This window comes from Nostoc piscinale CENA21 (genome assembly GCF_001298445.1).
GTDB lineage: Bacteria > Cyanobacteriota > Cyanobacteriia > Cyanobacteriales > Nostocaceae > Nostoc_B > Nostoc_B piscinale_A.
In genome coordinates, this window is the sequence record NZ_CP012036.1 from 4,992,753 (window position 1) to 5,017,403 (window position 24,651).

At 36.2% G+C, this 24,651-nt stretch carries 26 protein-coding genes; 7 read left to right on the top strand and 19 right to left on the bottom strand.

Annotated elements, in window-relative coordinates:
• Window positions 1-54: 54 nt before the first annotated feature.
• On the top strand, window positions 55-978 hold the full coding sequence (murQ, locus tag ACX27_RS21340; protein ID WP_062295332.1) for an N-acetylmuramic acid 6-phosphate etherase: 924 nt from the start codon (window positions 55-57) through the stop codon (window positions 976-978).
• Here the strand turns inward: murQ and ACX27_RS32530 are convergent.
• Window positions 957-1,118 carry a hypothetical protein gene (locus ACX27_RS32530; RefSeq protein WP_158507409.1) on the bottom strand — a complete coding sequence of 54 codons (162 nt, stop codon included), beginning with the start codon at window positions 1,116-1,118 and terminating at the stop codon, window positions 957-959. The two genes, murQ and ACX27_RS32530, sit on opposite strands and share 22 nt — an antisense overlap.
• A 635-nt stretch (window positions 1,119-1,753) precedes the next feature.
• Between ACX27_RS32530 and ACX27_RS31915 the strand changes: the two genes are divergently transcribed.
• The 4 genes from ACX27_RS31915 to ACX27_RS21355 all read left to right on the top strand — a co-directional run bounded on the left by ACX27_RS31915 (window position 1,754) and on the right by ACX27_RS21355 (window position 4,654).
• Window positions 1,754-1,978, top strand: coding sequence for a hypothetical protein (locus ACX27_RS31915; protein WP_144427501.1), 225 nt, complete (start codon window positions 1,754-1,756; stop codon window positions 1,976-1,978).
• On the top strand, window positions 1,920-3,212 hold the full coding sequence (locus ACX27_RS21345; RefSeq protein ID WP_062295333.1) for a glycoside hydrolase: 1,293 nt from the start codon (window positions 1,920-1,922) through the stop codon (window positions 3,210-3,212). Before ACX27_RS31915 ends, ACX27_RS21345 begins: the two co-directional genes overlap by 59 nt.
• Before the next feature lie 253 nt (window positions 3,213-3,465).
• Window positions 3,466-4,263: a nucleotidyltransferase domain-containing protein gene (locus tag ACX27_RS21350; RefSeq protein WP_062295334.1), complete on the top strand. Its 798-nt coding sequence runs from the start codon at window positions 3,466-3,468 to the stop codon at window positions 4,261-4,263.
• The gene (locus ACX27_RS21355; protein ID WP_062295335.1) at window positions 4,253-4,654 is read left to right on the top strand and encodes a hypothetical protein; all 402 of its coding nucleotides are present in this window, start codon (window positions 4,253-4,255) and stop codon (window positions 4,652-4,654) included. Before ACX27_RS21350 ends, ACX27_RS21355 begins: the two co-directional genes overlap by 11 nt.
• Here ACX27_RS21355 and ACX27_RS35450 read toward each other — a convergent pair.
• From ACX27_RS35450 to ACX27_RS21430, 18 genes are all read right to left on the bottom strand, one after another.
• On the bottom strand, window positions 4,644-5,264 hold the full coding sequence (locus ACX27_RS35450) for a glycosyltransferase (protein WP_335337839.1): 621 nt from the start codon (window positions 5,262-5,264) through the stop codon (window positions 4,644-4,646). The genes ACX27_RS21355 and ACX27_RS35450 overlap by 11 nt on opposite strands.
• Complete coding sequence (locus tag ACX27_RS35455; protein WP_335337726.1) at window positions 5,233-5,727, bottom strand: glycosyltransferase; 495 nt, start codon at window positions 5,725-5,727, stop codon at window positions 5,233-5,235. The genes ACX27_RS35450 and ACX27_RS35455 overlap by 32 nt, the downstream gene beginning before the upstream one ends.
• Before the next feature lie 234 nt (window positions 5,728-5,961).
• Window positions 5,962-6,621, bottom strand: a complete 660-nt coding sequence (locus ACX27_RS35460; protein ID WP_335337727.1) for a glycosyltransferase — start codon at window positions 6,619-6,621, stop codon at window positions 5,962-5,964.
• Window positions 6,563-7,216, bottom strand: coding sequence for a hypothetical protein (locus ACX27_RS35465; protein WP_335337728.1), 654 nt, complete (start codon window positions 7,214-7,216; stop codon window positions 6,563-6,565). Before ACX27_RS35465 ends, ACX27_RS35460 begins: the two co-directional genes overlap by 59 nt.
• Window positions 7,217-7,240: 24 nt before the next feature.
• On the bottom strand, window positions 7,241-8,545 hold the full coding sequence (locus ACX27_RS21370) for an O-antigen ligase family protein (protein ID WP_062295336.1): 1,305 nt from the start codon (window positions 8,543-8,545) through the stop codon (window positions 7,241-7,243).
• Between the two features lie 143 nt (window positions 8,546-8,688).
• Window positions 8,689-9,867, bottom strand: coding sequence for a glycosyltransferase family 4 protein (locus tag ACX27_RS21375; protein ID WP_062295338.1), 1,179 nt, complete (start codon window positions 9,865-9,867; stop codon window positions 8,689-8,691).
• 11 nt (window positions 9,868-9,878) lie between these two features.
• On the bottom strand, window positions 9,879-11,132 hold the full coding sequence (locus tag ACX27_RS21380; protein ID WP_062295339.1) for a glycosyltransferase family 4 protein: 1,254 nt from the start codon (window positions 11,130-11,132) through the stop codon (window positions 9,879-9,881).
• Between the two features lie 93 nt (window positions 11,133-11,225).
• Window positions 11,226-12,053 (bottom strand): hypothetical protein, encoded by an 828-nt coding sequence (locus ACX27_RS21385; RefSeq protein WP_235526306.1) that lies wholly within the window; start codon window positions 12,051-12,053, stop codon window positions 11,226-11,228.
• Between the two features lie 136 nt (window positions 12,054-12,189).
• A complete protein-coding gene (locus ACX27_RS34160) occupies window positions 12,190-12,723 on the bottom strand; it encodes a glycosyltransferase (protein WP_235526307.1) in 534 nt (177 codons plus the stop codon).
• Entirely contained in the window at window positions 12,692-13,342 is a 651-nt protein-coding gene (locus tag ACX27_RS34165; protein ID WP_235526308.1) for a glycosyltransferase, read from the bottom strand. The genes ACX27_RS34160 and ACX27_RS34165 overlap by 32 nt, the downstream gene beginning before the upstream one ends.
• Before the next feature lie 114 nt (window positions 13,343-13,456).
• On the bottom strand, window positions 13,457-14,446 hold the full coding sequence (locus ACX27_RS21395) for a glycosyltransferase family 2 protein (protein ID WP_062295344.1): 990 nt from the start codon (window positions 14,444-14,446) through the stop codon (window positions 13,457-13,459).
• A gap of 52 nt (window positions 14,447-14,498) precedes the next feature.
• Window positions 14,499-15,572, bottom strand: coding sequence for a glycosyltransferase family 4 protein (locus ACX27_RS21400; RefSeq protein ID WP_062295346.1), 1,074 nt, complete (start codon window positions 15,570-15,572; stop codon window positions 14,499-14,501).
• Between the two features lie 93 nt (window positions 15,573-15,665).
• Window positions 15,666-16,652: a glycosyltransferase family 2 protein gene (locus ACX27_RS21405; RefSeq protein WP_062295348.1), complete on the bottom strand. Its 987-nt coding sequence runs from the start codon at window positions 16,650-16,652 to the stop codon at window positions 15,666-15,668.
• A 37-nt stretch (window positions 16,653-16,689) separates the two neighbouring features.
• Window positions 16,690-17,919, bottom strand: coding sequence for a polysaccharide pyruvyl transferase family protein (locus ACX27_RS21410; protein WP_062295350.1), 1,230 nt, complete (start codon window positions 17,917-17,919; stop codon window positions 16,690-16,692).
• A gap of 51 nt (window positions 17,920-17,970) precedes the next feature.
• A complete protein-coding gene (locus ACX27_RS21415) occupies window positions 17,971-19,392 on the bottom strand; it encodes a Coenzyme F420 hydrogenase/dehydrogenase, beta subunit C-terminal domain (RefSeq protein WP_062295351.1) in 1,422 nt (473 codons plus the stop codon).
• Between the two features lie 35 nt (window positions 19,393-19,427).
• Window positions 19,428-20,939 carry a lipopolysaccharide biosynthesis protein gene (locus ACX27_RS21420; RefSeq protein ID WP_062295353.1) on the bottom strand — a complete coding sequence of 504 codons (1,512 nt, stop codon included), beginning with the start codon at window positions 20,937-20,939 and terminating at the stop codon, window positions 19,428-19,430.
• A gap of 329 nt (window positions 20,940-21,268) precedes the next feature.
• Window positions 21,269-22,066: a WecB/TagA/CpsF family glycosyltransferase gene (locus tag ACX27_RS21425; RefSeq protein ID WP_062295355.1), complete on the bottom strand. Its 798-nt coding sequence runs from the start codon at window positions 22,064-22,066 to the stop codon at window positions 21,269-21,271.
• A 719-nt stretch (window positions 22,067-22,785) separates the two neighbouring features.
• Window positions 22,786-22,998 carry a hypothetical protein gene (locus ACX27_RS21430; RefSeq protein ID WP_062295357.1) on the bottom strand — a complete coding sequence of 71 codons (213 nt, stop codon included), beginning with the start codon at window positions 22,996-22,998 and terminating at the stop codon, window positions 22,786-22,788.
• Between the two features lie 546 nt (window positions 22,999-23,544).
• On the opposite strand from ACX27_RS21430, the gene ACX27_RS21435 reads away from it, so the two are divergent.
• Both ACX27_RS21435 and ACX27_RS34955 read left to right on the top strand, forming a co-directional pair.
• Window positions 23,545-23,967: a hypothetical protein gene (locus ACX27_RS21435; RefSeq protein ID WP_062295359.1), complete on the top strand. Its 423-nt coding sequence runs from the start codon at window positions 23,545-23,547 to the stop codon at window positions 23,965-23,967.
• Between the two features lie 264 nt (window positions 23,968-24,231).
• Window positions 24,232-24,363 carry a hypothetical protein gene (locus ACX27_RS34955; RefSeq protein ID WP_256364351.1) on the top strand — a complete coding sequence of 44 codons (132 nt, stop codon included), beginning with the start codon at window positions 24,232-24,234 and terminating at the stop codon, window positions 24,361-24,363.
• Window positions 24,364-24,651 lie beyond the last annotated feature (288 nt).

A 24,651-nucleotide genomic window follows, 5' to 3' on the forward strand; every position in this document is an offset into this window, starting at 1 on the left:
TGTTAACTGACAAATGACTAATGACAAATGACAAATAACGCAGGAAACAAAAAAATGGCAGATTTGCAGGAACGCGGGCATCTTCTCACAGAGCAGATTAATCCTCTCAGTCAAAACTTAGATCAACTGAGTTCTTTAGAATTAGTAGAACTGTTTAATATAGAAGACCAAAAAGCAGTAGCCGCAGTAGCCGCAGCTAAAGTTGAATTAGCTCAAGCCATTGAAAAGACAGCAGAGCGGTTACAGCAAGGCGGACGCTTATTTTATATCGGTGCTGGCACCAGTGGTAGATTAGGCGTATTAGATGCAGCTGAATGTCCTCCTACTTTTTGTACACCTCCAGAATTAGTCCAGGGAATCATTGCTGGTGGTGCTGGCGCACTAGTCCGCAGTTCTGAAGATTTAGAAGACCGCGCTCAAGATGGCGAAGCTGCGATCGCTCAAAGACAGATCACCCAATTAGATGTAGTGGTGGGGATTACTGCTGGCGGAACAACCCCCTTTGTACATGGGGCGCTCAATGCTGCTCGTCAAAGAGGAGCCGTCACTATATTTATTGCCTGTGTGCCGCAAGAACAAGTCAGTATCGACGTTGATATTGATATTCGGTTGTTAACAGGGCCAGAAGTATTAGCTGGTTCAACTCGCTTAAAAGCCGGTACAGCCACCAAGCTGACTTTAAATATCTTGTCTACTGGGGTGATGGTGAAGCTGGGCAAGGTTTATGGTAATCGGATGGTGGATGTCGCCGTCACAAATCAAAAACTCCGCGATCGCGCTTTGCGAATTCTCCAAGACCTCACGGGCTTAAGTCGAGAAACTGCGGCTCTACTGCTAGAACGTAGTGGTAAATGGGTGAAACTGGCTTTATTAATGCACTGGACTGGTTTAGAAAAACAAGCAGGCGATCAACTGCTATCAGAACACCAAGGTAATCTCCGAGCCGCAGTAGCCAGCTACAACAACACTAAAGCCTGAGTATCGCCAAATTTCAAACTCAGTTTTTCTGCAAAATATCTGGCTGCTACTAGTTTTTGGTAGTCAGCCTTTTTTATGTTTTGCACCCAGAATCTTGCAATGGTCAGGCGATCGCTTAACAACAATAAAGCAAACTTCAAAAGCAAAACATCAAGAAACTACTATTCGCAAATCTTAGTAAAAAATCAAAAATTTGATTATGAGTTGATCAATGTTAGTTGAATTGTAAAAAAACTTGATAATATATCCGCCAAGCTTATTATTATTCAATTTATTTTCTACGGATAAATAAAAATAATCATTAGTTTAACCAACTCTGGTTTGCCCATAAAAAATATTAACAACTCTTGCGTATAAGGCATTTTACTTGTCTTGTTTATGCAATTCAAATGTCTAAACGCTTACGAAATCATCCGATTGAGTTTTTCTAAAAAAAATACCAAAAAAATAATCACATTGGTGATTAGTGCTACAGGTTACATTTAACATAAAAATCACACATAAGATACGCAAAGCCTTTGATATAAGGCTTTATAAATTCATAAATATTCAGGATTTTCTTATAAAAATTAGCTGTTGCGTAAAATTACGAGTTTTTTATGATACTAAACAATTCATCTTGCTCATACTAGTTACGCGTTTTTTCTAGTACCAATTACGCAAATATTAAGTTAACCTGAATCACATTGTGGTCTGAGTCTGATTTACGCAATTTCTCGGATATCGAGAAACAGAGCGAGTTTAGTGTTCCCTATTGAGTTCAGGATTTCTTTTCATGACTAAACTTAATTCTTTGTTGTGTTCCTTAGTAGCTTCTGCTGCACTTTTGGGACAAACATTTTCTAGTGCATTAGCAATTACTCCCATTAACATCACAGTTAAATCAGGAGCAAGACAAACATTTCAAGGATTAGGATTTAGCTCAACGGTTGCAGGTAGTAATGGATATAGAAAGCTCACGCAATCACAAAAAAAATACACTGCAAAAATTAGTGTGTAATGATGCCAAATTCAAGATTGTCAGGCTATGGTTCCAAGCTAATAAATACTCACCCCAACCTGGTATTGAAAATATGCCTGTGTTCGTAAATCCTTATGTCAAATCAGGATTTATAGCTGATGCCTTAGCCAATGGATGCACAACATTACTGTTAGCACCTGATTTTCTCCCACCTTATATGAAGTCTGAAGATAGTACATATATAAAAGACGCTGAAATATTCAACTATGCTGCGCTTTTAGCCAACTTCATATATCGAATGAAGCAAGAATATGGAGTAAAAATTCACGCTACAGGCATATTAAACGAACCTAATGATAATCCCGTCAAATTCAAAGATTCTCAATGGCCTGTGATGATTACAGCACTACGCCAAGAATTAGATAACCGTAATTTGAAAGATGTCAAAATAGTTACGCCAGAGTTAGCAAATGCTGATAGTATAGCTGTTCGCATCATCAAAGCTATCAAAAATAACCCCGAAGCTTGGAAAGCACTAGCGGCAATTTCGACCCATTCTTACAACATGGCCGCAGCACCCTGGATAAGCTCTCTACTTGAAGGAACAGATAAAGAATATTGGATGACAGAAGCTGGTACTAATGGCCCAGAAGAACCCGGAGATGCACTTAAAGCTGCGTCTGCGGCTTCTCGCTTCCTCAATGATATGAACAATCGGGTAACTCACTGGATTTGGTTTATTGGACATGCACCATCCCACACCGAAGATAACTCTACAAGGTTAATTCCTTACACTATTAGCCCGTTTAAATATCAACTTTTCCAGAAATATCATTACTTCAAACAACTAACCCGCACCTTTGATACAGGAGCCGTATTCCGAAAAAGCTATAGTTCACTAGAAAAAGATATGACCTGGAGTTCTGGCAAAAAGCCTCGAATTACAGTGGCTAGTGCGAAAAACCCTGATGGTTCTTGGGGAATCGGAATCAGTAATTACACTTCTGACAAATTTTTCTATGCTCTTCCGGCTGGCTTGGGTTATCCCGAAGGTACATTGGTGAGCGATGCCCAATCTGGTCGTGCAGCAGAAACATTTGCTGTCACAGTATTTATCGAAGAACTAGCCCAAGCTGGCGATATCAAGATGAAAATGTATCGTTCCAACAGCAATGTTAATAATGTCTATATAGGCTCTGCTTTGATGCGGAAAGGAACAGTGATTATTCCCACAGTAAACAGTTTGGATCTCATTACTCTCCGCAGTCAGTGAATGACAAAATAGGATTTGTTATCTTCAATAAATAAGTCAGTCAATCACTCACATACTTTTCAGTAGTGAAATACCATTTAAATTATAAAATTTTTAGCTAGAGTAAATTCTAGCTATTTTTTTATCTAGAAATCCTAAATAAAATATAATCAATATACATATTCACATTCATGGTAGCATATTAATGCTGAGATAGTATGAACGCGACTTTATTAGAAAATAATCTGACTCATGAACTAGAACTATTAATTTGTTGTTCTGTTACTCATATCAAACGAAAAAAAACTTAATTAGAATCGAAAGATTATTACAAAAGCCAATTAACTGGGAATATATTCTAGAAATAGCTGCTTACCATAAAGTTTTACCACTATTATTTATTAATCTAAGTAAATTTAATTCTCAAGCTATTCCTCATAAAATCTTTAGCACGCTACAAAAATATTATTACCTGAATACACAGCATAGCCTGTTAATGGCTAGTAAACTTGTCAATATATTAAATATTTTCACTGAACATAACATTCCTGTTATTCCCTTTAAAGGGCCAATCTTAGCTACCATAGCTTACGGCGATATATCGCGCCGATCTTTTGGAGATTTGGATCTGCTTGTGCATCGAAAGGATTTTTTAAAAACTAAACAAATATTAATAAATGAAGGATTTGAGCCATACGCAGATAGTAATGAAAAAGAAGCTGCTTATCTTAAATCTCTCAATAGCCAAGACGAAGAAGCTTATTTACATTCTCATTGGGAGTTACATTTAATTAATCGAAAAGAGCAAGTCACTTTAGATGTTCACCAAGGGGTTTTATCTAAAAAATTCTCCCTACCGTACAGTTCAGAATGGATATGGAATGACACAATAACAATAAATTTTGCTGGTAAACAAATACTCAGCTTTTCTGCGGAAAACCTGATCATTATTCTCTGTTCCCAAGGAAGTAAAGACTGTTGGTTATTCTTAAATAGAATTTGTGACTTAGCTGAAGTATTACGTACTTATACTGATGTAAATTGGGAAAAAAATTTGGCAGTTGGCTACTGAATTAAAAATGAAAAGAATGCTGCTGTTAGGACTTTCCCTTGCTCATCATATCTTAGATACTTCACTCCCAGAAATTATTTTACAAAAAATAGAAAGTAACACATCAGTCAAGCATCTCACCTCTGAAATTATTCTCCAATTAACTCGTCCTGTTCCTGATGTTGCCACACAAAGTCAATTAAAATCTGCACTTTTTCATCTAAAATTGATAGAACAACCTTGGCATAAAATACTATACTGCTATGAACATCTCATTGTTCCTACTATCGCAGACAAAAGTTTTGTGTCTTTACCTAAACATTTGTCATTTCTGTATTATTTTATTCGGCCATTCAGGATGATTTTTTTTAAAATAAAAAATAGTGAATTTTCAAAGTCAATTATATTTTAATAAACTTATGATAAATAGACATTAATTGCTGATAGTTCGCTTCTGAAGAGTATTTGTATTCACAAATTAACCTAGCATTATTGCCATAATTGACCATTAATTCATAATGGTCAATAGCCCATTTTATTTTAGCTGCTAAATCTTCTGAATTCCCAGGTTCAAAGTATAATCCACTCATATGATCTTGAACAATTTCAGCCATACTCCCTAACTGAGAAGCAATCACAGGTAAACTAGCTGCAAATGCTTCAATTATAGTTAGTGGAAAACCTTCATACCAAATTGAAGGAAAAACTAAAAGTTTAGCTTTCTGCATTAATTCCATCACTACTAATTTATCTTGATGTCCCAAAAATTCAACTATATTTGCATAGCCTGCTGTTTGAACTTTTCTCTGCAAAACTTGACGCAGTGGGCCATCACCGACAATTTTTAATGGTGTAGATATATGATTTTTGATATAAGCATCAATCAGAACAGAAACTCCTTTTTCTTCTGATAGTCTGCCAACAAATAGTAAGTAATTATCGCGTTGAATATTTGACTCTAAACTATTTGACTGAAAAACGAAATTTGGTTTAATATAAATTTTTTTCTGCTGGAAGTCCAGCTTGAATCATTTTTTCTTTTTGAAATTGAGTCAAAACAATATAAGCATTTACTTTTTTATGCCAAGTACCTGTTAATCTATGCCATGTAGTCATTGCTGCAACAACAGAACTTTGAAGATGAGAGTTACGATAACAGCCATGTACCACACTAGACCAAGGTATTAATCTACCAATACAATCTTCACAGATTCTGCCATCTCGAAAAGGCATTGCTTTAGGACAAGCTAGACGATAATTGTGCAGCGTTTGAACAACAGGTACTCCAGCAGCATAACAAGCATCATATACAGCAGGTGATAGTAAAGGAAAAAAATTATGTACATGAACTATATCAGGAGAAAAACGTATAATCTCTGCTTGAACTAGTTGTTTAGATGGAAGCGAATATATTGCTCCCCCTGCTGCTGCTAATGTATCCCAAACATTTACTATCTTCAGGTTATTTTCTTCCAGTAAAATCACATCATGCCCATTAGCCTCTAATAGACTTTTTTTCTGTCTGAACTACTTTATCTTCACCACCGGTTAATCGATAGCGATTGTGTAAGATTAACAGCTTCATGCTTTTTTATGAACTGGCGGATATGAACTAATACTATTAAGTTAAAGAGTCATAGCTTTTAGGAGAAGGGATACACTGATAAATATTTATTTGAATTTCATTTATATATGAATATTCTATAAAACAAACAGAAGTTAGTAAAAATTTGCTAGTTTTTCCTGTACGCAAATTTCTCTATAAGATTGAGCAAAAAATAATCCTTTAAATTCCCAACTAAACACATCTCTAACTCTCCTTTGGGCAGCCTTGCCCATCTTTGATCTCAATTTTGCATCTGCAACCAAACACATCATTGCTTGAGTAATGTCTTTGACAGCTTGTTCTGGCGTATTTGCTGGAATTTTAAAACCAGTTGTTTCAGTGACCTGAAGTGCTGGCCCTCCTAAATTTAAGCAAATTACTGGTAAACCCAGTGACATTGCTTCTAAACAGACTAATCCCCCAGAGTCATGCAAACTTGGGTGAACTAGTACATGAGAGTCTTTTATTTTACTTAAAGTTTGCTCACGAGACAAACTACCCCAAAATTTGATTCGTTTTTCAATACCTAGTTCTTGGGTGAGCTTTTCCAAGTTTTTTCGCTCAGATCCTTCTCCCACAAACCAATACTCAGAATTAGATATATTTGCTTTGGCAAATGCTAATAATCCTAGATGAAATCCTTTCCAATGCAATAATCTACCCACGCTGATAAACCTGACAATAGATTGATGGGATGGAGATATCTCTGGATAATTAACTAATTCTTCTTGAGATATACCAAGCTGAGAATATACTTGAACATTTTTTTGCACCTAAACATCGTAACTTTTTAGCTGTATCTTCAGTTGTAGCCCAAGCTAAAACACTGCGTCGTGCTGTTAAGCGGACAAAAGGATCACACTCTCCAATGAAGCAAGCGGTGTTTCTCAAAAACTCATATATTTTGCTTTGAAAATTTAAACTTGACCAAAAATCTTTGGGAGTGAATTCTCCTCCACCCACAGGCCCCCAGATAAAAGGAATTGGTAACAAACAAAGAAAAGACGGACTATTATATTTGACGTAAGTGACATGATGCACAATATCAAAGGAAATTTTCTGATGGAGCTTTCTGCTAACCAAGTAAGCCGTAATTTGCCATAAATAGTAGTGAAGATAGACCCACTTTTGGGTTAATTTTCCTTTCTGGCTCCAATCTATTATCAAACCAAAAGGGTCTAAATAAATAAAATTGAGATTAGATGGAGACTTGCGTGCTAATTCTGCTTCAATAGCAAAGCGGTGACAGTTAGAAGTTAAAACCCAAACTTGATGATATTTGCTCATTTGTTGAGCAAAATTCCAACCTACACCTGGTTCAGAACCTTGGCCTGGTTCACAGGCGTATGCAGAAATCAGAATTTTCATAATTATTTAGTTTGTATAGAATATTTATTCAGCTTCTGCATCAAAAAGTTGGGGATAACGTTTATATATTTGCATCGCAGCTAAACCGATACCATACATTGTCCATAACCAAATACCACCTGTGGGACCTTCAATAATTACTTCAAATGATGTAACAGTCATACTGGCTACCCAATAAGTAAGTAAAGTTAAAAATATACCAGACCATTTTGTCTGTCCCTTTTTTCTGCACTGTAAATATTTTGATAGTATGCTTCCAGCCCAACCTAATTGAATTATTAGCCAAAGAACAAAACCAGGAATGCCAGTACGAGAAAGTACTGTAATATGACCATTATGTGGACTACGTACAGCACCATTACCTAAAGGATCAAAACCTGTACCAGCTCCCAAGTTAAAACCAAATCCTCGACCAGTCCAAAAATAATCTGAAAAAGTGCTTTTGATGAGATAAGTCCACCACTCTAATCGGTATTCTTTTGTACCTTGTCTTTCATTATTGTCAACAAAAATGCTTAATACTTTGTTAAATATAGGTGCAAAAAACTCTGGATTGACAATGAAAGCCAATAAAATAATCAAAATTATAATAGTTATTATGCGCCAAACTTTACTACTTTTATACTTGGCAATTCCCAGCAATAAAAAAGCATTTAAAAAAGCTAGTGTTCCTGAACGATTAGAATTTAAAGCTACTACGCCTAAGTTGACAAAAAACATTAAAGTAAATAATAATGTGTGAATATCTAGCAAACTAGATCCAACAAAAAAAGCAGTAATTCCCGATAAATGAGTCATTGTATCTGCTGGTTTGATAGAGATAATTCTAGCTCCAGCACCAGGTAAACTAGGTAATGGTATTGTTCTAGATATCAACCAGAGAAATGGGATTAGAAGAATAAAAATTTTACAAAACCGCTCATACTGAGCAACCATAAATACAAACCGCTGTGGCTTACTAATTAGTAAGGTTGCAACTATCATGGCAAAAAATATGTAGTACCATAATGCTGCATCACGTATAGCATCTAAGCCATATATTGGTAAATAAGGTATGGTATTGAGGCAACACCACACCATAAATATGATTAAAAACCAAGCATGGGGCAGTTTGAGAAGTTTTGGAATTGATTTGTTGATACTTAAAGCAAACAATCCAAAAATAAGAGTAATTTCCCCGATATAAGCAGGAGCTACACCGAAGTAAGAAAAACCTCGACCACACAGAGCGTATCCCAGAAGTACCCAACTATACCACTTAAGAAATTTATCGGCTATAGAAGATTTTTCAGTCTCATTTTTAAGATAAACACTTGTTTTATCGAGCATAAGCTAATTGAGTTATTATTGATTTACTTTAGAAAATTAAAAGTATTAAAATGTGATTTTTAGGGAAAATAGATTGTTAAAAACAATCTAAATACTTTCTATATGGAATTGAAATAATAGTGATATTTTATAATTTAAATTAATTAAATTTTTAGTAAGCTGCGATGAGTAGCTAATTCATAAATTGCCATCATTCGGTTATAGTTCTGTTGTGCTGTGTACTTAGATTCAAATTCATACCTAGCTTCTTGACGCATTTGAGCTAGTCTTGCTTGATTTGCAACCGCCCACTGCACTTTCGTTGCTAAATCTTCGGAGTTTCCAGGTGAAAACAGCAATCCAGTACGACCGGAGTCTACCAATTCTGCGATCGCCCCAATATTAGCAGCAATTACGGGGGTACCTTTCGCAAAAGCCTCAACCGCAACTCGACCAAAAGTTTCATACCACTTGGAAGGAAACACTAAAAACATAGCTTCTCCCATCAATTTATGTACTTCAGATATTGGTCTACGTCCTAGCCATTCTACGTTGGGCATTCGTTTAACTAATTCCACCACTTTCTCTGCTAGAGGCCCTTCCCCTATAATCTTTAAAGGAACTTTCCCTTCTAAATAGTTCCAAGCCGCTAGTAAGGTATCTAATCCTTTCTCGGAAGATAATCTGCCAACAAAAAGAGCATAGCCGCCAGAACCATTTCCCACACCAGGATCAGGATGCACAAAGTTAGGCTTGACGACAATTTTTTCGGCTGGGAAACCTCCAGCAATAAATTTTTGTCGGGCAAACTCAGTTAAGGAAATATAAACATCTACCATTTCCAGCCAAGTACCCATAGCGCGATGAGCTGTTAACATAGTTGCTACAGCGATCGTTGCTGGGCGGTTGTCCCGATAGCAACCATACCAAACGCCAGGATAGGGAATAAACTTCCCCATACAATCTTCGCAGACGATGCCATCCCGAAAAAATAAGCCGTTGGGACACAGTAGGCGATAATTACGCAAAGTTTGCACAACAGGTACTCCTTCTGACTTAGCCGCATAGTGAACAGAAGGAGAAATTAAGGGGAAAAAATTCTGAATATGGACAATATCACATTTTGAACTCTGAAGTTTTTGTTTGACTATGTTGTAAGATTCTTGAGACCAGATAGAGCGCAACGCCATCGGTACCGCACCAATAGATCCCACTCGGTCATTATGCTCTTGATAAACATCAACTTCATGACCCATTTCCCGTAAGAGTTTTTCTTCAGCCTCACGAGATTCATCTTCACCGCCACGAATTTGATAATTGTTATGAATGCTTAGAATGTGCATAGTTTAAGAATTCAAAGCTGAATGGCACTTGAAGATGTCAAACTTTCTGGAGAAGTCAAAATCTCTGCGTAAGTTTGAGCTAAAACCTGGCTTTTTACCTCCCAAGAAAAGTTTTCCCTAGCAAGCTTTCGAGCTACGCTTCCCATACGCAAACGTAATTCATTGTTTTGAGCCAAACAAGTCATCGCTGTTGCTAAGTCACGCACAGTTTGTTCAGGAGTATGAGCAGAAATCTTAAAGCCTGTTTCTTCCACAACCTGCAAAGCAGGGCCACCTAAATCAAGGCAAATTACTGGTCTACCTGCTGCCATTGCTTCCATACAGACAAATCCGCCTGATTCATGCAAACTTGGATGAACTAGTACATGAGATTCTCCTAATAATTGAAAAATTTTCTCTCTTGGCAGTTTACCCCAGAATTTTACTTGCTGTGTAATACCTAACTTTTCTGTCAGAGCTTGCAGATATTTCAGGTCTGGCCCATCTCCAATAATCCAATATTCAGCATCAGTAAGATTTGCTTGTGCAAAAGCTTTTAAACCTAAATAAAAACCTTTCCAGTGTAATAATCTACCAATACTAAGGAAAATTACTGGGGCAGTTTTGGTTAATGAAGACTGAGCAAGACAATCTATTTCTTGCTGGGATAAACCTACAGGAGAAAAAACTTTTACATTTGCTGCACCTAGCTTTTTTAACTTTTCTGCTGTATCTTGAGTCATACCCCAAGCTAAAAAACTTTTCTTGGCTGTAAAACTTACAAATGGGTCTTTTTCTCTAGTCCAACGTATCAAGTTTCTGATTACTTCGTAAATTTTTCCCCGCAAATGAAAGTCTTGCCAAAAAGTCCTGGGTGCAGATTCTCCACCCCCAACTGGTCCCCAAATAAAAGGCACAGGTAAGAAAGATAAAAAGCTGGGATAGTTATAAGTAACATAAGATACATGATGAACTATATTAAAACCAATATTATTATGTAACTTCCGTCCCACAAAATATGCTTGTATCTGCCACAGATAATAATGTAAGTATATTAATCCAACACCCTTTTTCCAGTATTCAGCACCGGGTAAGTCAAAATAGATAAACTCTAATCCAGGTATTGATTTTGGCTTAATTTCTGCTTCAATAAAAGGATAATTATCTTTACGGGTTAAAACCCAAACTTGATGTTTTTTTGCTAATTCGTTAATTGTATTCCAGCCTATACCAGGATCGGAACCCATGTTTGGTCTACATGCGTAGGCAGATACAAGAACTTTCATGAATCAGTTACTCCAGGTTAAAAATTGCGGCTGATTGGTTTTTAATTTTTTTAGAGAAAAACAAATACTTTCTTGTTTTTAGACTTTTTTTTATTAAGAAAATATTTCCACAAATAATTTACGTCCAGCTTTTCTCATTGCTTGGATCAATTGTTGTTTTTGATTTAAACGGTAAAAACCACGGACTGAGTAATCAACATCAATATCGTGTTTTTGAAACAACTCAACTACAGCCTCTTCTAACCACTTACCTTTGACAATTCCAGTTAAACTATAAGGAATGATATATTTACTTTGGCGATTAAAGTAGTCCAGACTTTGGCAATAAAATTTATCTGGTTCCTTACTTGCTCTGATTGAACCCCAGCGTTCAAATTCCCATCCTGATTCATTTGGCTTTAAATAAAACTTCAGTCTGTCTTTGTCCCAAATACCCGCCTGTAAACTTATGCGGTAGTTACATTTTTGTCGTAATTCCCAAAGTAAAGGATACTTAGACAATTTTTTGTATGGTTCGTTTTTATTACCGACAATTTCCATTAACCTAATATGAGCGCACTCTTCATTTTCCATAATTTGAAGGAATTCATCAATCAGAGCCGTATTGACATAATCATTGATAAAATAGTCTTCCTGTAAGTACAGTACATATTTTGTGTTAATTTTATCTAAACAGCGAATCAAGCAGTCACTCCAACTTAATTTAGTACTTAATTCATCTAGTCCAACTTGAGAGCATTGAATATTGAGACCTGAGTAAGAGAAGGTTTTTGTTTCTGTGTTGAGAACAATAGGGTATGGACAATTTGGCCAATAAATAGAAAAAAGCTTGAAAAAAGGCTGCCAGCAATCTTCAAAACTATCTGTGCTATTTACTAAAATTGTTAATTGTGATTTGTTAGTCATACTTAATATTATCAAGAGGTTATTAATGTCAATTAGATAGATACTTGTTTAAAAAAGTTTGATATGTATCCAAAAGCACATAGCATTTTTACGAAAAAAATCATTGATTATTGCCTTATATAAAAATAGACAAGTAAGTTTATATGTTTGTTTATAAGCAACTACCATAAATACTTTCTAAAGCTTTAATTTGCTTGGAATTATCGAAATTTCTTTTTATATGCTCTCTTGCCTTGATACTAAAGGATTGCCATTTTTCATTATCTTTTAATAGAGTCAAAATATACTCAGTTAGTCCATCAACATCTCGTTCTGCTGCCAAAAAACCAGTTTGTCCGTTAATGATAGCTTCTGGGATGCCAGCATGAAATGTACTCACAACAGGGAGTGCCATAGCTTGTGCCTCAACCACAACTGTAGGTAATCCTTCAGAATCTCCTTGAGCAGCAGTAACGCTTGGAGCTGCTAGCACTTGAGCGCGATTCATCCAACTTTTAACTATATCTGAAGGTTGTACTCCCAAAAACTGATAGTTGGTCAATAATTTTGCTGCTAGTGCTTCTAGCTCTGATCTTAGGGTACCATCTCCAATAATTATTAACTTCGTGTTAGGTAAAATAGATTGTACTCTTGCCATTGACTTAATTAAGTATTCACAACCTTTCTTTTCTGTTAAGCGCCCCACAAACAGAACTATAGGTTCTCTCGTTACGGAAACATCCGGCTGAAATTTTTTTAATGTTTATTCCATCATAATGTGTAATAATTTTTTCTTCTGGAAATCCCTGCTCTATGAGCTTTATTTTGATAAAGTTAGATACAGCAAGAAACATCTTGGCTTCTCGCTTTAAAACTTCTCGACGATGATAATAAATCCAATGATTTACGGAAGCATAACGAGCATATTCTTCTTTAACTGTGGCATCAGCACCTCGAAAGTGTACTAATAAAGGAATTTTAAGTTTGCGGGCTAATGGAAGTGCTAATACCCCGCTCAGACCAAATTGAGCATTGATTAAAACAGGATTGATTTGCTTTAGTTTTTGATAGAGATTTGGAGCAAAGCCTGAAAATTTAAATGCAGCCTCTACTAATTTACCGGGGAAGTTTCCTTGATTGACTACTGTTGTACGTTCTGAAGGTAAAGTTAATCCTCGGACAAAACGCGAGCCTACGTAATAAGCAGTAAAATTTTCTAGTTGTTCTCCTAATAAATCTCGAACAAATGTTTGAGAAGCAGGAAGTAATAGGCTACTGAATATCACAACAGTCGGATTGGAGATATCCTGATTTTTCTCTAGCATGAACTTTTGGATTAGTTAAGAATATGATGAAACGGCATAATATAACTTGATTGTTACTTGCGATCGCCTTAATTTGTGTATTTAATTTTATATTTCATAGTTGTGTAAAAATAGTTAATATTGAAATTTATCAAAACCATTAATTAATTGCATAACTTTAGATTTCATCATAAAAACTGAACGATATCCATTATTTCCTAAAGTTGATAATACTATCCCTCTAATAATCATATTAATTGACCAAGGTAAATGTTGTAATAAACCTACAGTGTAACGAAATGCCATCAGTCTTTTACCTTCTTCAACAGATTTTCCTACTTTAATTAACTGAATTATTGACATTTTTAATGAAATAAGTTTCCAATATTCTATGTAGCCAACACGCTGTTTTATGGCTAAACTCCACTTATTTTTAAATATTTCCAAGCCTGTTGATTTAGCTGCCAAGTTTCCCCTAATCTGTTGGTCATGAAAATATCTAATAATTAGTGGTTGATCAACTGCTAAAAAATGGTTATTAGCTGCGGCTAGACTCAACCATAAATCATAGTCTTGAAAACTTGGTAAACTTTCATCAAAGCCATTAACTTCTAGTAAGGCAGAGCGTTTCACCATAAATAGTGAAGTAGTAGGAGGTAGCCAACCTCTCAATAAATTATCAAAAACATCTCCTTCATGAAGATGTAAACTGGGTATTTTCCGTTGTCCCTCTACACACTCATAACCTAGGCAATAAACAACAGTTGCCAGAGGATCATCACTCTCTTGTAAACGTTTTACTTGTAACTCTAACTTCTCAGCTAACCATTCATCATCACTATCTAAAAATGCAATTAATTCTGTACTTGCTGCTTTAATGCCTTGATTACGTGCATAGCTACCACCATAGTTCTTACCTAAAGGTAAAAATTTAATTCGTGGATCTGTAAATTCTTTAACTACTTCAGCCGTATTATCTGTGGAGCCGTCATCAACAATAATCAGTTCAAAATTCGATAAAGTCTGTTGAAGAATACTGGAAATTGCTCGTGGTAGTAAATTAGCTCTATTAAATGTTGGAACTATTACACTAACAATTGGTTTTCCTTGTAGAGATGAATTCATAATTTTCAGCTTCTAGAATTATTTAATTAGCTTTGCATTTTCATTAGATTTTTCACAGACAAGATTGATATACATTCCCTGTTATTTTTGCTATATTTAGCCAGTCATATTTTTCTGCTATTTTGCGATTGTATTGACCCATATTTGATAATTTATTTTGTTTTTCTAAGGCCAACTGCATAGCTTGAATCAAACCATATTCATCATCAATGTCATATAAAAATGCTCCAGAATTATCTAACACTTCTGCAATACATCCTTTACGGGGCGCAATACAGGCTCTACCAAAAGACATAGCTAACATTACCGCACCTGACGTTAGAATATCTCGATAGGGAAACACAACTACATCACAAGCATTCAGATAAATTTGAAGTTTCTCAGAAGGGATGAATCCTGGTATAAATTTGATTTTTGGATCGTCATCAATCTTCTGTAAAAGCATATCTGTCATTTCTGGACTATTTTGATATACTTTACCTGCAATCACTAGTTGACTGGCATCGTTATGCAGCTGTTTAAATGTATCTATTAGTTCCAAGACTCCTTTATAGGGTCTAATCATCCCCAGAAACAGGAAAACCAACGCAGAATCATCTAAATTCAAGCTTTTGCGGGCTAGAGTTTTTTCAATATTGTTATCGTAACAATTGATATAGTTACCATGTGGGACTACGAACACTTTAGCTTGATTATCTTTAAGGGAAAGACTTTTAATAACTTCTTCTTTAGCTGATTCACAATGAGCAATAATCGCATCAGCGAATTTAGCCACTAAATAACTACATAAATTATCTAAAAGTAAGTTTTGATTTTCATGGTTTTTCAAATTGTGTACAGTCCAAATAATTTTTATTCTTAGAAGTTTTAAGATAATCAATTCTAAAATGAAAAATGATAACTTTAGGATTTTTTCTAAAACATTGGAACCTGCAAAAAATGGATGGAGCCAATGTAAGTGTACTATATCTGCTTTCTGGGGAAACAATAATGCTGGTAAAAAGAAAGTTGTTGAAGAGGAAGGATGAGGGAAATCTGCTTGAATGTCTAATTTATTGAGGTGATTAATCAGCTCTTTTTGGTATGGATTATCATCATTGGTTCGAGGTAAAAATATTGATTTCATGTTTAATTAATAGGATAAATATTTTTTAAATTTATTTTTATGTGGATTATCAAGATAAATCTGATCCAAAAATTTTCTACTTGTTAGCGATTTTTAAGATGCTATTTTTGTCTGATTTAACCAATTCCTGAGTTTCCAAAATTTGTTGAATAATTCTACGATGGTTAAACGAATTTTTAATTTAATGTAACTTGGATAGAAAGTTTTGCTCATGGGAAAACTCTCTAAAAGAGCCTTGACAGTTTGAGTATCGCCGACATAAACATGGCGATAAGCTGCTAGTAATGCGTAATATGCTAAACAATGCTCCAGAAGAGAACGATATTCTGGGGGACAGTGATTTCTGATGGGTTCTGGATCTGTAAGTTTGGGCCAAGGTGGTCGTACTTCTTTGCGTCCTTGCCCAAGTTCAGACGCTTCTGTGTGATGCCACATGAGTGGGGTGGGGTCTAAATAAATTTGGTAATTTAATGCTGCTTGTATCCATAAATAAGAATCTTCGCCATAAGTGCAGCGGTCTTTACTATAGAATCCACCAAATTGTTCGACGATCTGCCGTGAGCATAATACTGCTCCAGAGTGGAAGAAGTCGATCGCAGATTTCACTGATTGCGGTTTCATATTAGTAGGCAGTCGCCATACACCTTCTGTTGCCAGAAAATGGGGAAGATGTTCTTGCCAGCTTGTACGTTCTTCACCCCGAAAATGTCCACTGACACTCAGCAAACACTCAGGGTGTTTTTGAAGATTTTCTATGGACTTCTCTAAGAATTCTGGTAGCCACTCATCATCAGCATCAAGAAATGAGAGAAAGGGAGCCTTGCTTTCGGTGATACCTCTGTTACGCGCTGCACCAGGGCCGCTATTCATTTGGTGAATGATGTGAATGCGGGAATCGTGATAATTGCTAACAATATCTGGGCCATTATCTGTAGAGCCATCATTCACAACGATGATTTCAAAGTTTTGATATGTTTGCCCTAGGACAGAGTCGATCGCTCTAGCGATATACTTACCTTTGTTGTACAAAGGTATGATCACACCCACAAGCGGAACTTGGTTTGGCTCCAATTCTTTCATCTTGATGTTCCTGCAATGATGAAGGTTTACTGCATAATTAAGCTAATATCTGTGCAATTAAGTCAAAATTAGTTGCTGTTCTTTGTTTGATTTCCGGTAAAACTGAATTTAAGTGAGCAGATACTTGCTGGCGTTGTTGCCAAGCACTACGAATTGTGTTGCAAGCTGTATCAATATCGAGAAACTGTTGAGCAGATATCAGTAATCCTTGGTGAACCATTTCTGCACCAAGTAAATCAGTCATGATACCTTCGGCTTTGACAGAGTAACCTATGGGTAAGGTACAAACACCACTGGATAATCCAGCGATCGCAGCGTGCATTCTCTCAGACACAACTAAATCGCAAGTACTGATCAAACCTTTAAATTCTGAGGCTGTATGTTCAGCACCAGCTAACTGCACACGAGGATCGAAGTTGAATAATCTCTGCAATTGTCCGGCGAGAATGCGATCATCATTGTGAGGACGATAATCATGTACATGGGGAATTAGTATTACTTGCGCCCCAAATTCATCAAGAATCATCTTAATTACTTGAGACCAAACTTTGATGTGTTGCTCGTAGTCAGTGCGAGTATAGCGACAAATACCTTGACTAATTCCGAGGGCAACTACGGGACGGTCTGGATTGATATTGTACAATTTCCGCAAGTTAGCAACAATTTCTGGTGATGCTGGCGGGAGCAAAAATGCTGGATCAGATGTGTGTTTAACGATATCTGAAGACAGACCTAAATCTTTAGTTACATACTTATAAGAAAATCCTTCTCTGACAGTCACTAACTTGGAGCGACGAGCAACATTAAGCCAAATTTCTGCTTCTGTTTGAGTTTTAAAAGGCCCAATAGATTGCGCCAGGAATACTACAGGCACACCAGCGTCTAAAGCATATTCTAAGGGTTGGAGTTGTCTTTTGAGAAAGTTGACACCGTAATCAGAGCTAAATATATCGCCACCAGATGCGATCGCCACCGAGGCCCCATCCAGCAACCGCAACATATCTTTGTACGCAGGTGCTATAGGCTTGTAAAACTGAGATAAATTGTTCCGCCAGCGATGAAGTTTATGAAGTGGTCTTAAGGAACCATCGCTAATCAAATCCACGTTGTACTGTTGCAACCTGACTTCATCATAATCAAGCGTTTCCGTGAGGATACTCATAGCCAGCTTTGGCTGACGTTGGCGTAGCTGCTCAATGGTGGTAATAACCATTGCTTCAACACCTCGGTTACGTAATCCAGTAATTCCCGTAATAACTGCTTTCACTTGATTTTTAACTCCATCTTTAGTAATGTTTTTTACTTAAACAATAAGCTTTTAATAAATTTTTTTACACTTTTGGATAAATTGCTTCCATAAAACAGTAGATGGGTAAGTCAGTTGATATTGCAACACTAAAAAATTCATACTTTTTGGGAACACAGAAAACTGTCCAGCTTTTATGGCTTTTTGAAAAGCAATGTGGCTCTCTTCGCCTAATTTCATCCTCAGTTCTTGTCGTTTTTGCAGTTGTCTACTTAAATGGCTGATTTGCGCTTTAACCCGCTTATTTGGTCGCCATTCACCACGTTTGTCCGCCAAATATAAACGATAGGCTAAACCTTCCCTGCGATGGTTTAATCCCGAAGCTTGCGATTTTGCGACTTTATCTGCTGTGATGGCATTAAGATGTAGATTACCTGCTGTTATTCCTTGTTCAATTAATTTTTGGATTACTATATTACGAACAACAACTACATTTGTGCCTTGACTATCATTAACATATTCAGGTAGCCAAGCATCACCAACAACTATATCTGCTGCTTCCGCAATTACATCATCACAATACTCACAGGCTTTATATTTAAAAAAACCATGTCCCCAGTCCCAACCGTATAAATCACGCACCGGACTAATACATTCAATCACTTCACCATCTTTTAACCCAACAGCTTTCATCCCATATTGATTAGCGCCTCTATCAGCAAGCTTATATCGGAAGTCAAACTCTAAAAGATCACCTGGTTTGATTCCACCTTGCCAAGCAAACATTTGTGCAAAATGAATACTTTTTAAATGTCCGCAAATTAACCCTACACAAAATTTTATCCGTTCAGCAATTATTGGATCTTGCTTCATCAGCAGCCGAATAGCTTTAATAAAACATGGAATACCAACTATTACATAACGCCCAGGCTGCTCTCGCAGCATTTGTATAACTTCCGAGATTTCAATTGGGTAATATCGTGATTTTGCTCCGTTACGTACCTCTTCTATAGTTTTAGATATTTGGTATTTGAATAATCTGGGATCTGTTGGCGAAGGAGTACAAGGCTTAACATGAATAACTCCATCAACTAATCCCTCACTCAGAAGTTGAGTAACAATCCAATTACCCATACCACCTGAACTACCAAGTTTACGGAAATCACTTTCGCTGACAAAACCTGCATAGGTTGTCAGATAGTAGCCAATTTGGTTGTGATATTGACAATCTTTGCCGAATATTTCCTCCGCAATCTGATCTTCATTTAATCCTTCATTTGAAAAAGGACAAACTTTTCCCAACGAAATCTGATGAGAGGTTTGAACTACTGGCTCACTAAGAGTGGCACACAGCTTGCCATACTCATCTAGTTTCATCTTAATTGGAGAATCAACTACAGCAGCACAAGCACCACAACCTATACAATAACCACCGTCTACTACAGTTTCTAATAGTTTGGATATTTCTTGATTTTTTGATGTACTGCCTAACATTAATTAAATTCTCCTCTTGGCTAATCAACAACCATTTATTTTTTTAAACTCATCTTCGGAAATAATGAACTCAGGAGATTTCTTATCTGTTGTAAATGTTGCGGTGCAATTAGTGTAATAGTTCCTGTATATATCAAAAACCCACCTACTATACAAAGGGCAAGTAAAGCGTAAGAATTAACTATATCTGGGAAACCGAATAAATTTCTGATACTTAAATTAAACAAACTTTTAATCCCTAAAATACCAGCGACCATTGCTAGAGTTGCCACTAATGGAGTGAAATATTGCTGCAAGTAAGTTGTTAATTTAATGTTAATTAATTTTTTCAATACAAATATGGGTATGGGAGACATAATATAAGCACGAAAAACATAAGATGCTGCTACTGCTACTATTCCCCAACGAACTGCTATCAAAAAGCAAGTAAAGTTTCCAATTGCCTGAATACAATACAGTGCTAAATTCCAACTAGGTTTGCCCATAGCCATAATGACTGTACCATTGTAATAAAAACCAGCATACAAGGGGCCAACTAGAGTTAGTAGCTGCAAGACTGGTACACTCGTTTTCCACTTTTCTCCAAAAACAGTCACTATTAAATCAGGTGATAAAATTGAAATACCTATAAAGACTGGAAACGCCAAAAGACTAGTAAAACTAATTGCGTTATAAAATGCTTTTCGCATCTTTTCTGGTTCTTGTTGCAAGCGAGAAAAGACAGGCATTGCTATTTTTTGAATCACGGAAATCATTAACTGAGTGACTATCATAAAAATTCGATAAGCCACCGAGTAATAACCAAGAGCAACAGAATCGAGGAAATAACCGATTAGCAAATTATCAGAGTTTTGATTCACAAAATTCAGTAGATTAATACCTGTTACATTAATCCCAAATGCAAATAATTCTTTGAAGTGCTTTTGGGAAAATCTAAATCTAGGTCGCCAATCGCTAACCCACCATAAAGCGATGACCTGAGCCACACTATTAGCTAAATACTGACCAACTAAACTCCAAACACCAAAACCTAAAAATGCTAAAATTATGCCGACAATACCACCAACTACCACAGCTATCAAGGAACGTATAGCTAAACTTTTGAAAGCCAGGGAGCGTTGTAGAAGGGCTTGTTGTACACTGCTAAGACCATTAAGTACAAAGTTTAAAGATAGCCAGCAAATAATTGGTACAATTTTAGGCTCCTTAAAGAAGAAGGCAACTAAACCAGAACAGGCAACACTCAAAGTAGCAAGTAATATGCTCACTCCTAAGTTAGTCCAAAAAGCAGTATCTAAATGCTCTGGTTCTAAGTCGTGGCGCTGAACAATTGCTGTGGAAAATCCTTGATCTACAAAAATTTGTAAAAAGTTTAAAAATATCCCAGATAAAGCCACTAACCCGAATGCTTGTGGCCCTAGTAATCGGGCTAGTAAGAAAAACACCCCAAAGGAAACAGCCTGTTTTCCCCAACTTTCAATTGCAGACCACAGTACACCTTTAACTGCTTTATGCCGTAAATTTGATGTTTGATTTGGTGGTTCCATTACAGGCTTTACCTACGCATGGTATAAAAATATCTATTATAATTTTTTCACTGCAACTGGCTATTTGAACAGGCAAGCATCTTATCTTGATTGATAATTAATAAATCCTTGATTTAGGACTGTGAAAACTTGCTCCCAGATTTATATTGATACTCACACTGAGGACAGGTGGTCTCTCAATATGAGAAATTTTCACTAGGAATCAAGATAAGTATGCAGTCATATTCAAAATTTGCTCAGTGCAATTGAACGCTATTTTGAATTCAATATTGTTAGTCTATAGTATGAGTTTTGAACAACCATCTAAACTCAAATTGACCAAATGCTGTTTATTCCACTGTAGTTTTTAGGAAAACCCCAGCAATACGACTAGATAACAATAACTGTTTAGCCGCCAGCCAGATGAATACAGGAATTGTTGTTGTGTAGCGCCGCCATAGTCGTCGCGGTTCTTGAAGCCAGCGATATAGCCATTCTAGACCTAAGTCTCGCATCATACGTGGCGCACGCTTGTGAATGCCAGCATACACAGGGAAAACGCCGCCTACTCCGATCATGACTGCGCGAATTTTACCTTTATGTTGCGCTATCCATTTTTCTTGTTTTGGACAACCCAAAGATACCCAAACTACACCAGCCCCACTGGAATTAATTTTATTGATTAAAACTTCATCTTCAGTTTCTGTTAGTGGGCGGAAGGGTAGGGGTTCCATTCCAGCTATTTTTAGTTGGGGAAATTCTTGTTCTAACCTGGCCTGCATTCTCCCCAGAATTTCAGTTTGCGAACCAACAAAGAAAACACTTAAATTATGGGTTTGGGCGTATTGACATGTTTCCACAAAAATATCCATACCTGCTACACGATCTTGGTAAGGAGATCCCATTCGGCGCATCATCCAGACTAATGGCATACCATCAGGTGTTACCATATCTGAATTTTTCAATATTTTGGCAAACTCAGGATTCCAATGCGCTTCTATGAGCATGTGTACATTCGCTACATATACAGTTCTACTTTGGTGAGCGATCGCCCATTCTATAATTGTTTGTATTTGATCCTCAAAGCGTAAGGCAGTAATAGGGAAATCAAGCACTTTTTGAGTAGGTAGTAAAACTTCTGCTACCATAGCTCACTCCTTGTGTCAAAGATAAATAGCAACAGATTACCTAGAGCAACCTTTATGTCTAAATAAGCCAATTAGATGAATCTTGACTTTTTCTGAGCTTGTAGCATTCTTACAAGAACACACATTTATTTTTCACAGTTTTTCAGCAATTTTACTGTTTGCTGAATCTTATTCAAAACAATCATAACCGTAAATTAGCTTACTTGTTTAACGAAAGTTTATTACAGTAAGATTGCAAACTTTATATTTACTTTATGTTTTTTCCGGGATTAGTTCATCCAAACATTACATTACTACTTGATTACTCTTACGTAGATGTATCTATTTTCAGAAAAATTTTCACTTGTCATCTCCCTAAAAGAGGAGTTAATAAAAGCATATATATTTGAATTAATAGACATATCAGTATAGATTTATAATTTTTTTTTTTATCAAAAATAATTCTCATAAGGTATAGCAGTAGTCAGATATGTTAGGACAATTTGAAAACTTTAACTCCAGGCATAGTAAGACTTTTCCTCACTGCCTTCTGCTATGTAATTTAACCTAAATTCTCAAAGGTCAAGTCAACACTAAGTTAGTATATTAATCCACGAAAATATTAAATCGGTGTGAGCAAATTTCTCTGACTGATCGCCCTAATCAATTTAAGTGGAACAAGTATTCAATCAAGAACCACCTATATTCTTATTAATTTGTGGGGGGTTCATAATATCTTATTAGCTCCAATTAAAAGAATTAGCCAAAAAAAGAGGGGAGAAAAAATCTCCCCCTTTTTTATTATTATTTTTGTTGTCTGATTGGTTATTTTCTTTTAAGCGTTGTCTCAGCATCTGCCTTTGTTTTTTAAGTTGTCGCTTTCTTGCTGAACCGCCTTTACCTTTATCGTTTCTCCCTTCTCGGCGGGGAGATTCCCATCTTTTTAAGCGCATAAAAGATTTGCTCAATACTTAATTTGGATTGTAGTCTTATTGTAATACATATATTTATCAATTGTCTATCTCAATCTAACAGATCCTTGAAAGCCTTTCTTCACCGGACTTGCGTAGAAGCTAAGGCAAATTAAACCAGAAGTGACTAAGGTTTAGGCTGTCATTTGTCCGTGAGGTACAGCCCCGCCTTTATTCCTGATCTACTTTTACTGTAAAACGCTGTAACAAATCAAAGAGAAGCCAGTGCGTTAGGTGGGTTAGCAAAATTTCTCACTGGCGCAATGCAGAGACAAGAGAGAAATGCTTAACTGAACCGCATTGCTCTTTAGAATACAAATGACAAATGGCGATGAAAGACCTTTGTTTAGGGCTGATTTTGGATTTTAGATGTTTCTCAGCTTAAATAGGCTGTATCTAGCATACCTAAGTTTATTCGTCTACTATATTATTCTACAGTCGTAGCATAACATACTAAAACCAATAGAAGTAGTGGGTTAGTCTTGCCTTATTACACTTCAACAAACCTGAAATCTATAAGGTAAGCTTGTGTCTGATTTAGAACTACACAAATATCTTCCCAAACTTCCCGAAACAGCACTACAAGAATTTACAGAATGGTGTGTTTTAGAGCAGTCAAAAGCCGCAGGTATAGAATTTACTCCTGACCAAACCAAGTTAGCAAATCTCATACCAAACGAGTATATTTGGCAACTAATTGATCAGTTTATTAAAGAGAAACCAGACCCAATCAAAGCAAGTTTAGTTGCAACAATGGCTGGTCAAGAAGCTGATAGTCATGGTTTGATTGGTTCGGCAATTATGGCTGATTTTATCGCCCTTTATGTGAAGTATTTAATTCCTGCAAATGGCACAACGCCAGAAGAAGCGAAACAGTTAATCACAGAAGCCGCTATTCAGCAGTATGAAAAACTATCTGAACTTGCTGATAAATATAATGTAACGTTCTAAGTTGTGGTTATTTGTTAATTATGCCGAGGCTTTGTCTGTGTTAAGAGGCAAAGCCCTCAAGTTTTAACATAGAAATACAACAAAGCATATTAAGAATTAATTTATGCCTTACAGTGACTTTACACCCAAAAATTTTAAAAAAGATTTTGGGACTACGGTAATTAAACCTTTTGATTTTTCCAGGATACTCAATCTATAACTGCTAGTCAATTTTTAACAGAAATTATCAATAAACCCTTAATACCTATAATTTACGGTGCAATTATGTCACGCGATCGCTGGAAGTTTCTCAAATTAGAATCTCAAACCATCACGATTGCTCTAGCAGAGTACAACATTCCTCCAATCGATAAGGTGACTGGGATTTTGTTAAGCTTTGTTTTCAGTGCCAATTGAAAAGATAATTGAGCAGTGATTTAAAAAAATTTAAATAAATAGAACTTATGCAATAACTTTCTAAAACTCTAGTAACTTCGTTTTCTTTATGTCCTTTGCTGTTAGTTTCTTCATAAGTTTGCGTAAGTCCTGAGAAAGTAAAAATGCTCGCTTTTTTTATTAATAAGTCTTTTTTTCACTGTGAGATGGGATTAAAATAGTTAGACCCTCACGACTTGACTTGCTCTAGCTTCTAGTAGGCTTGGTGTTCACTGTTGAGATGTTTTGAGTATTTATTAAACTTTTGAT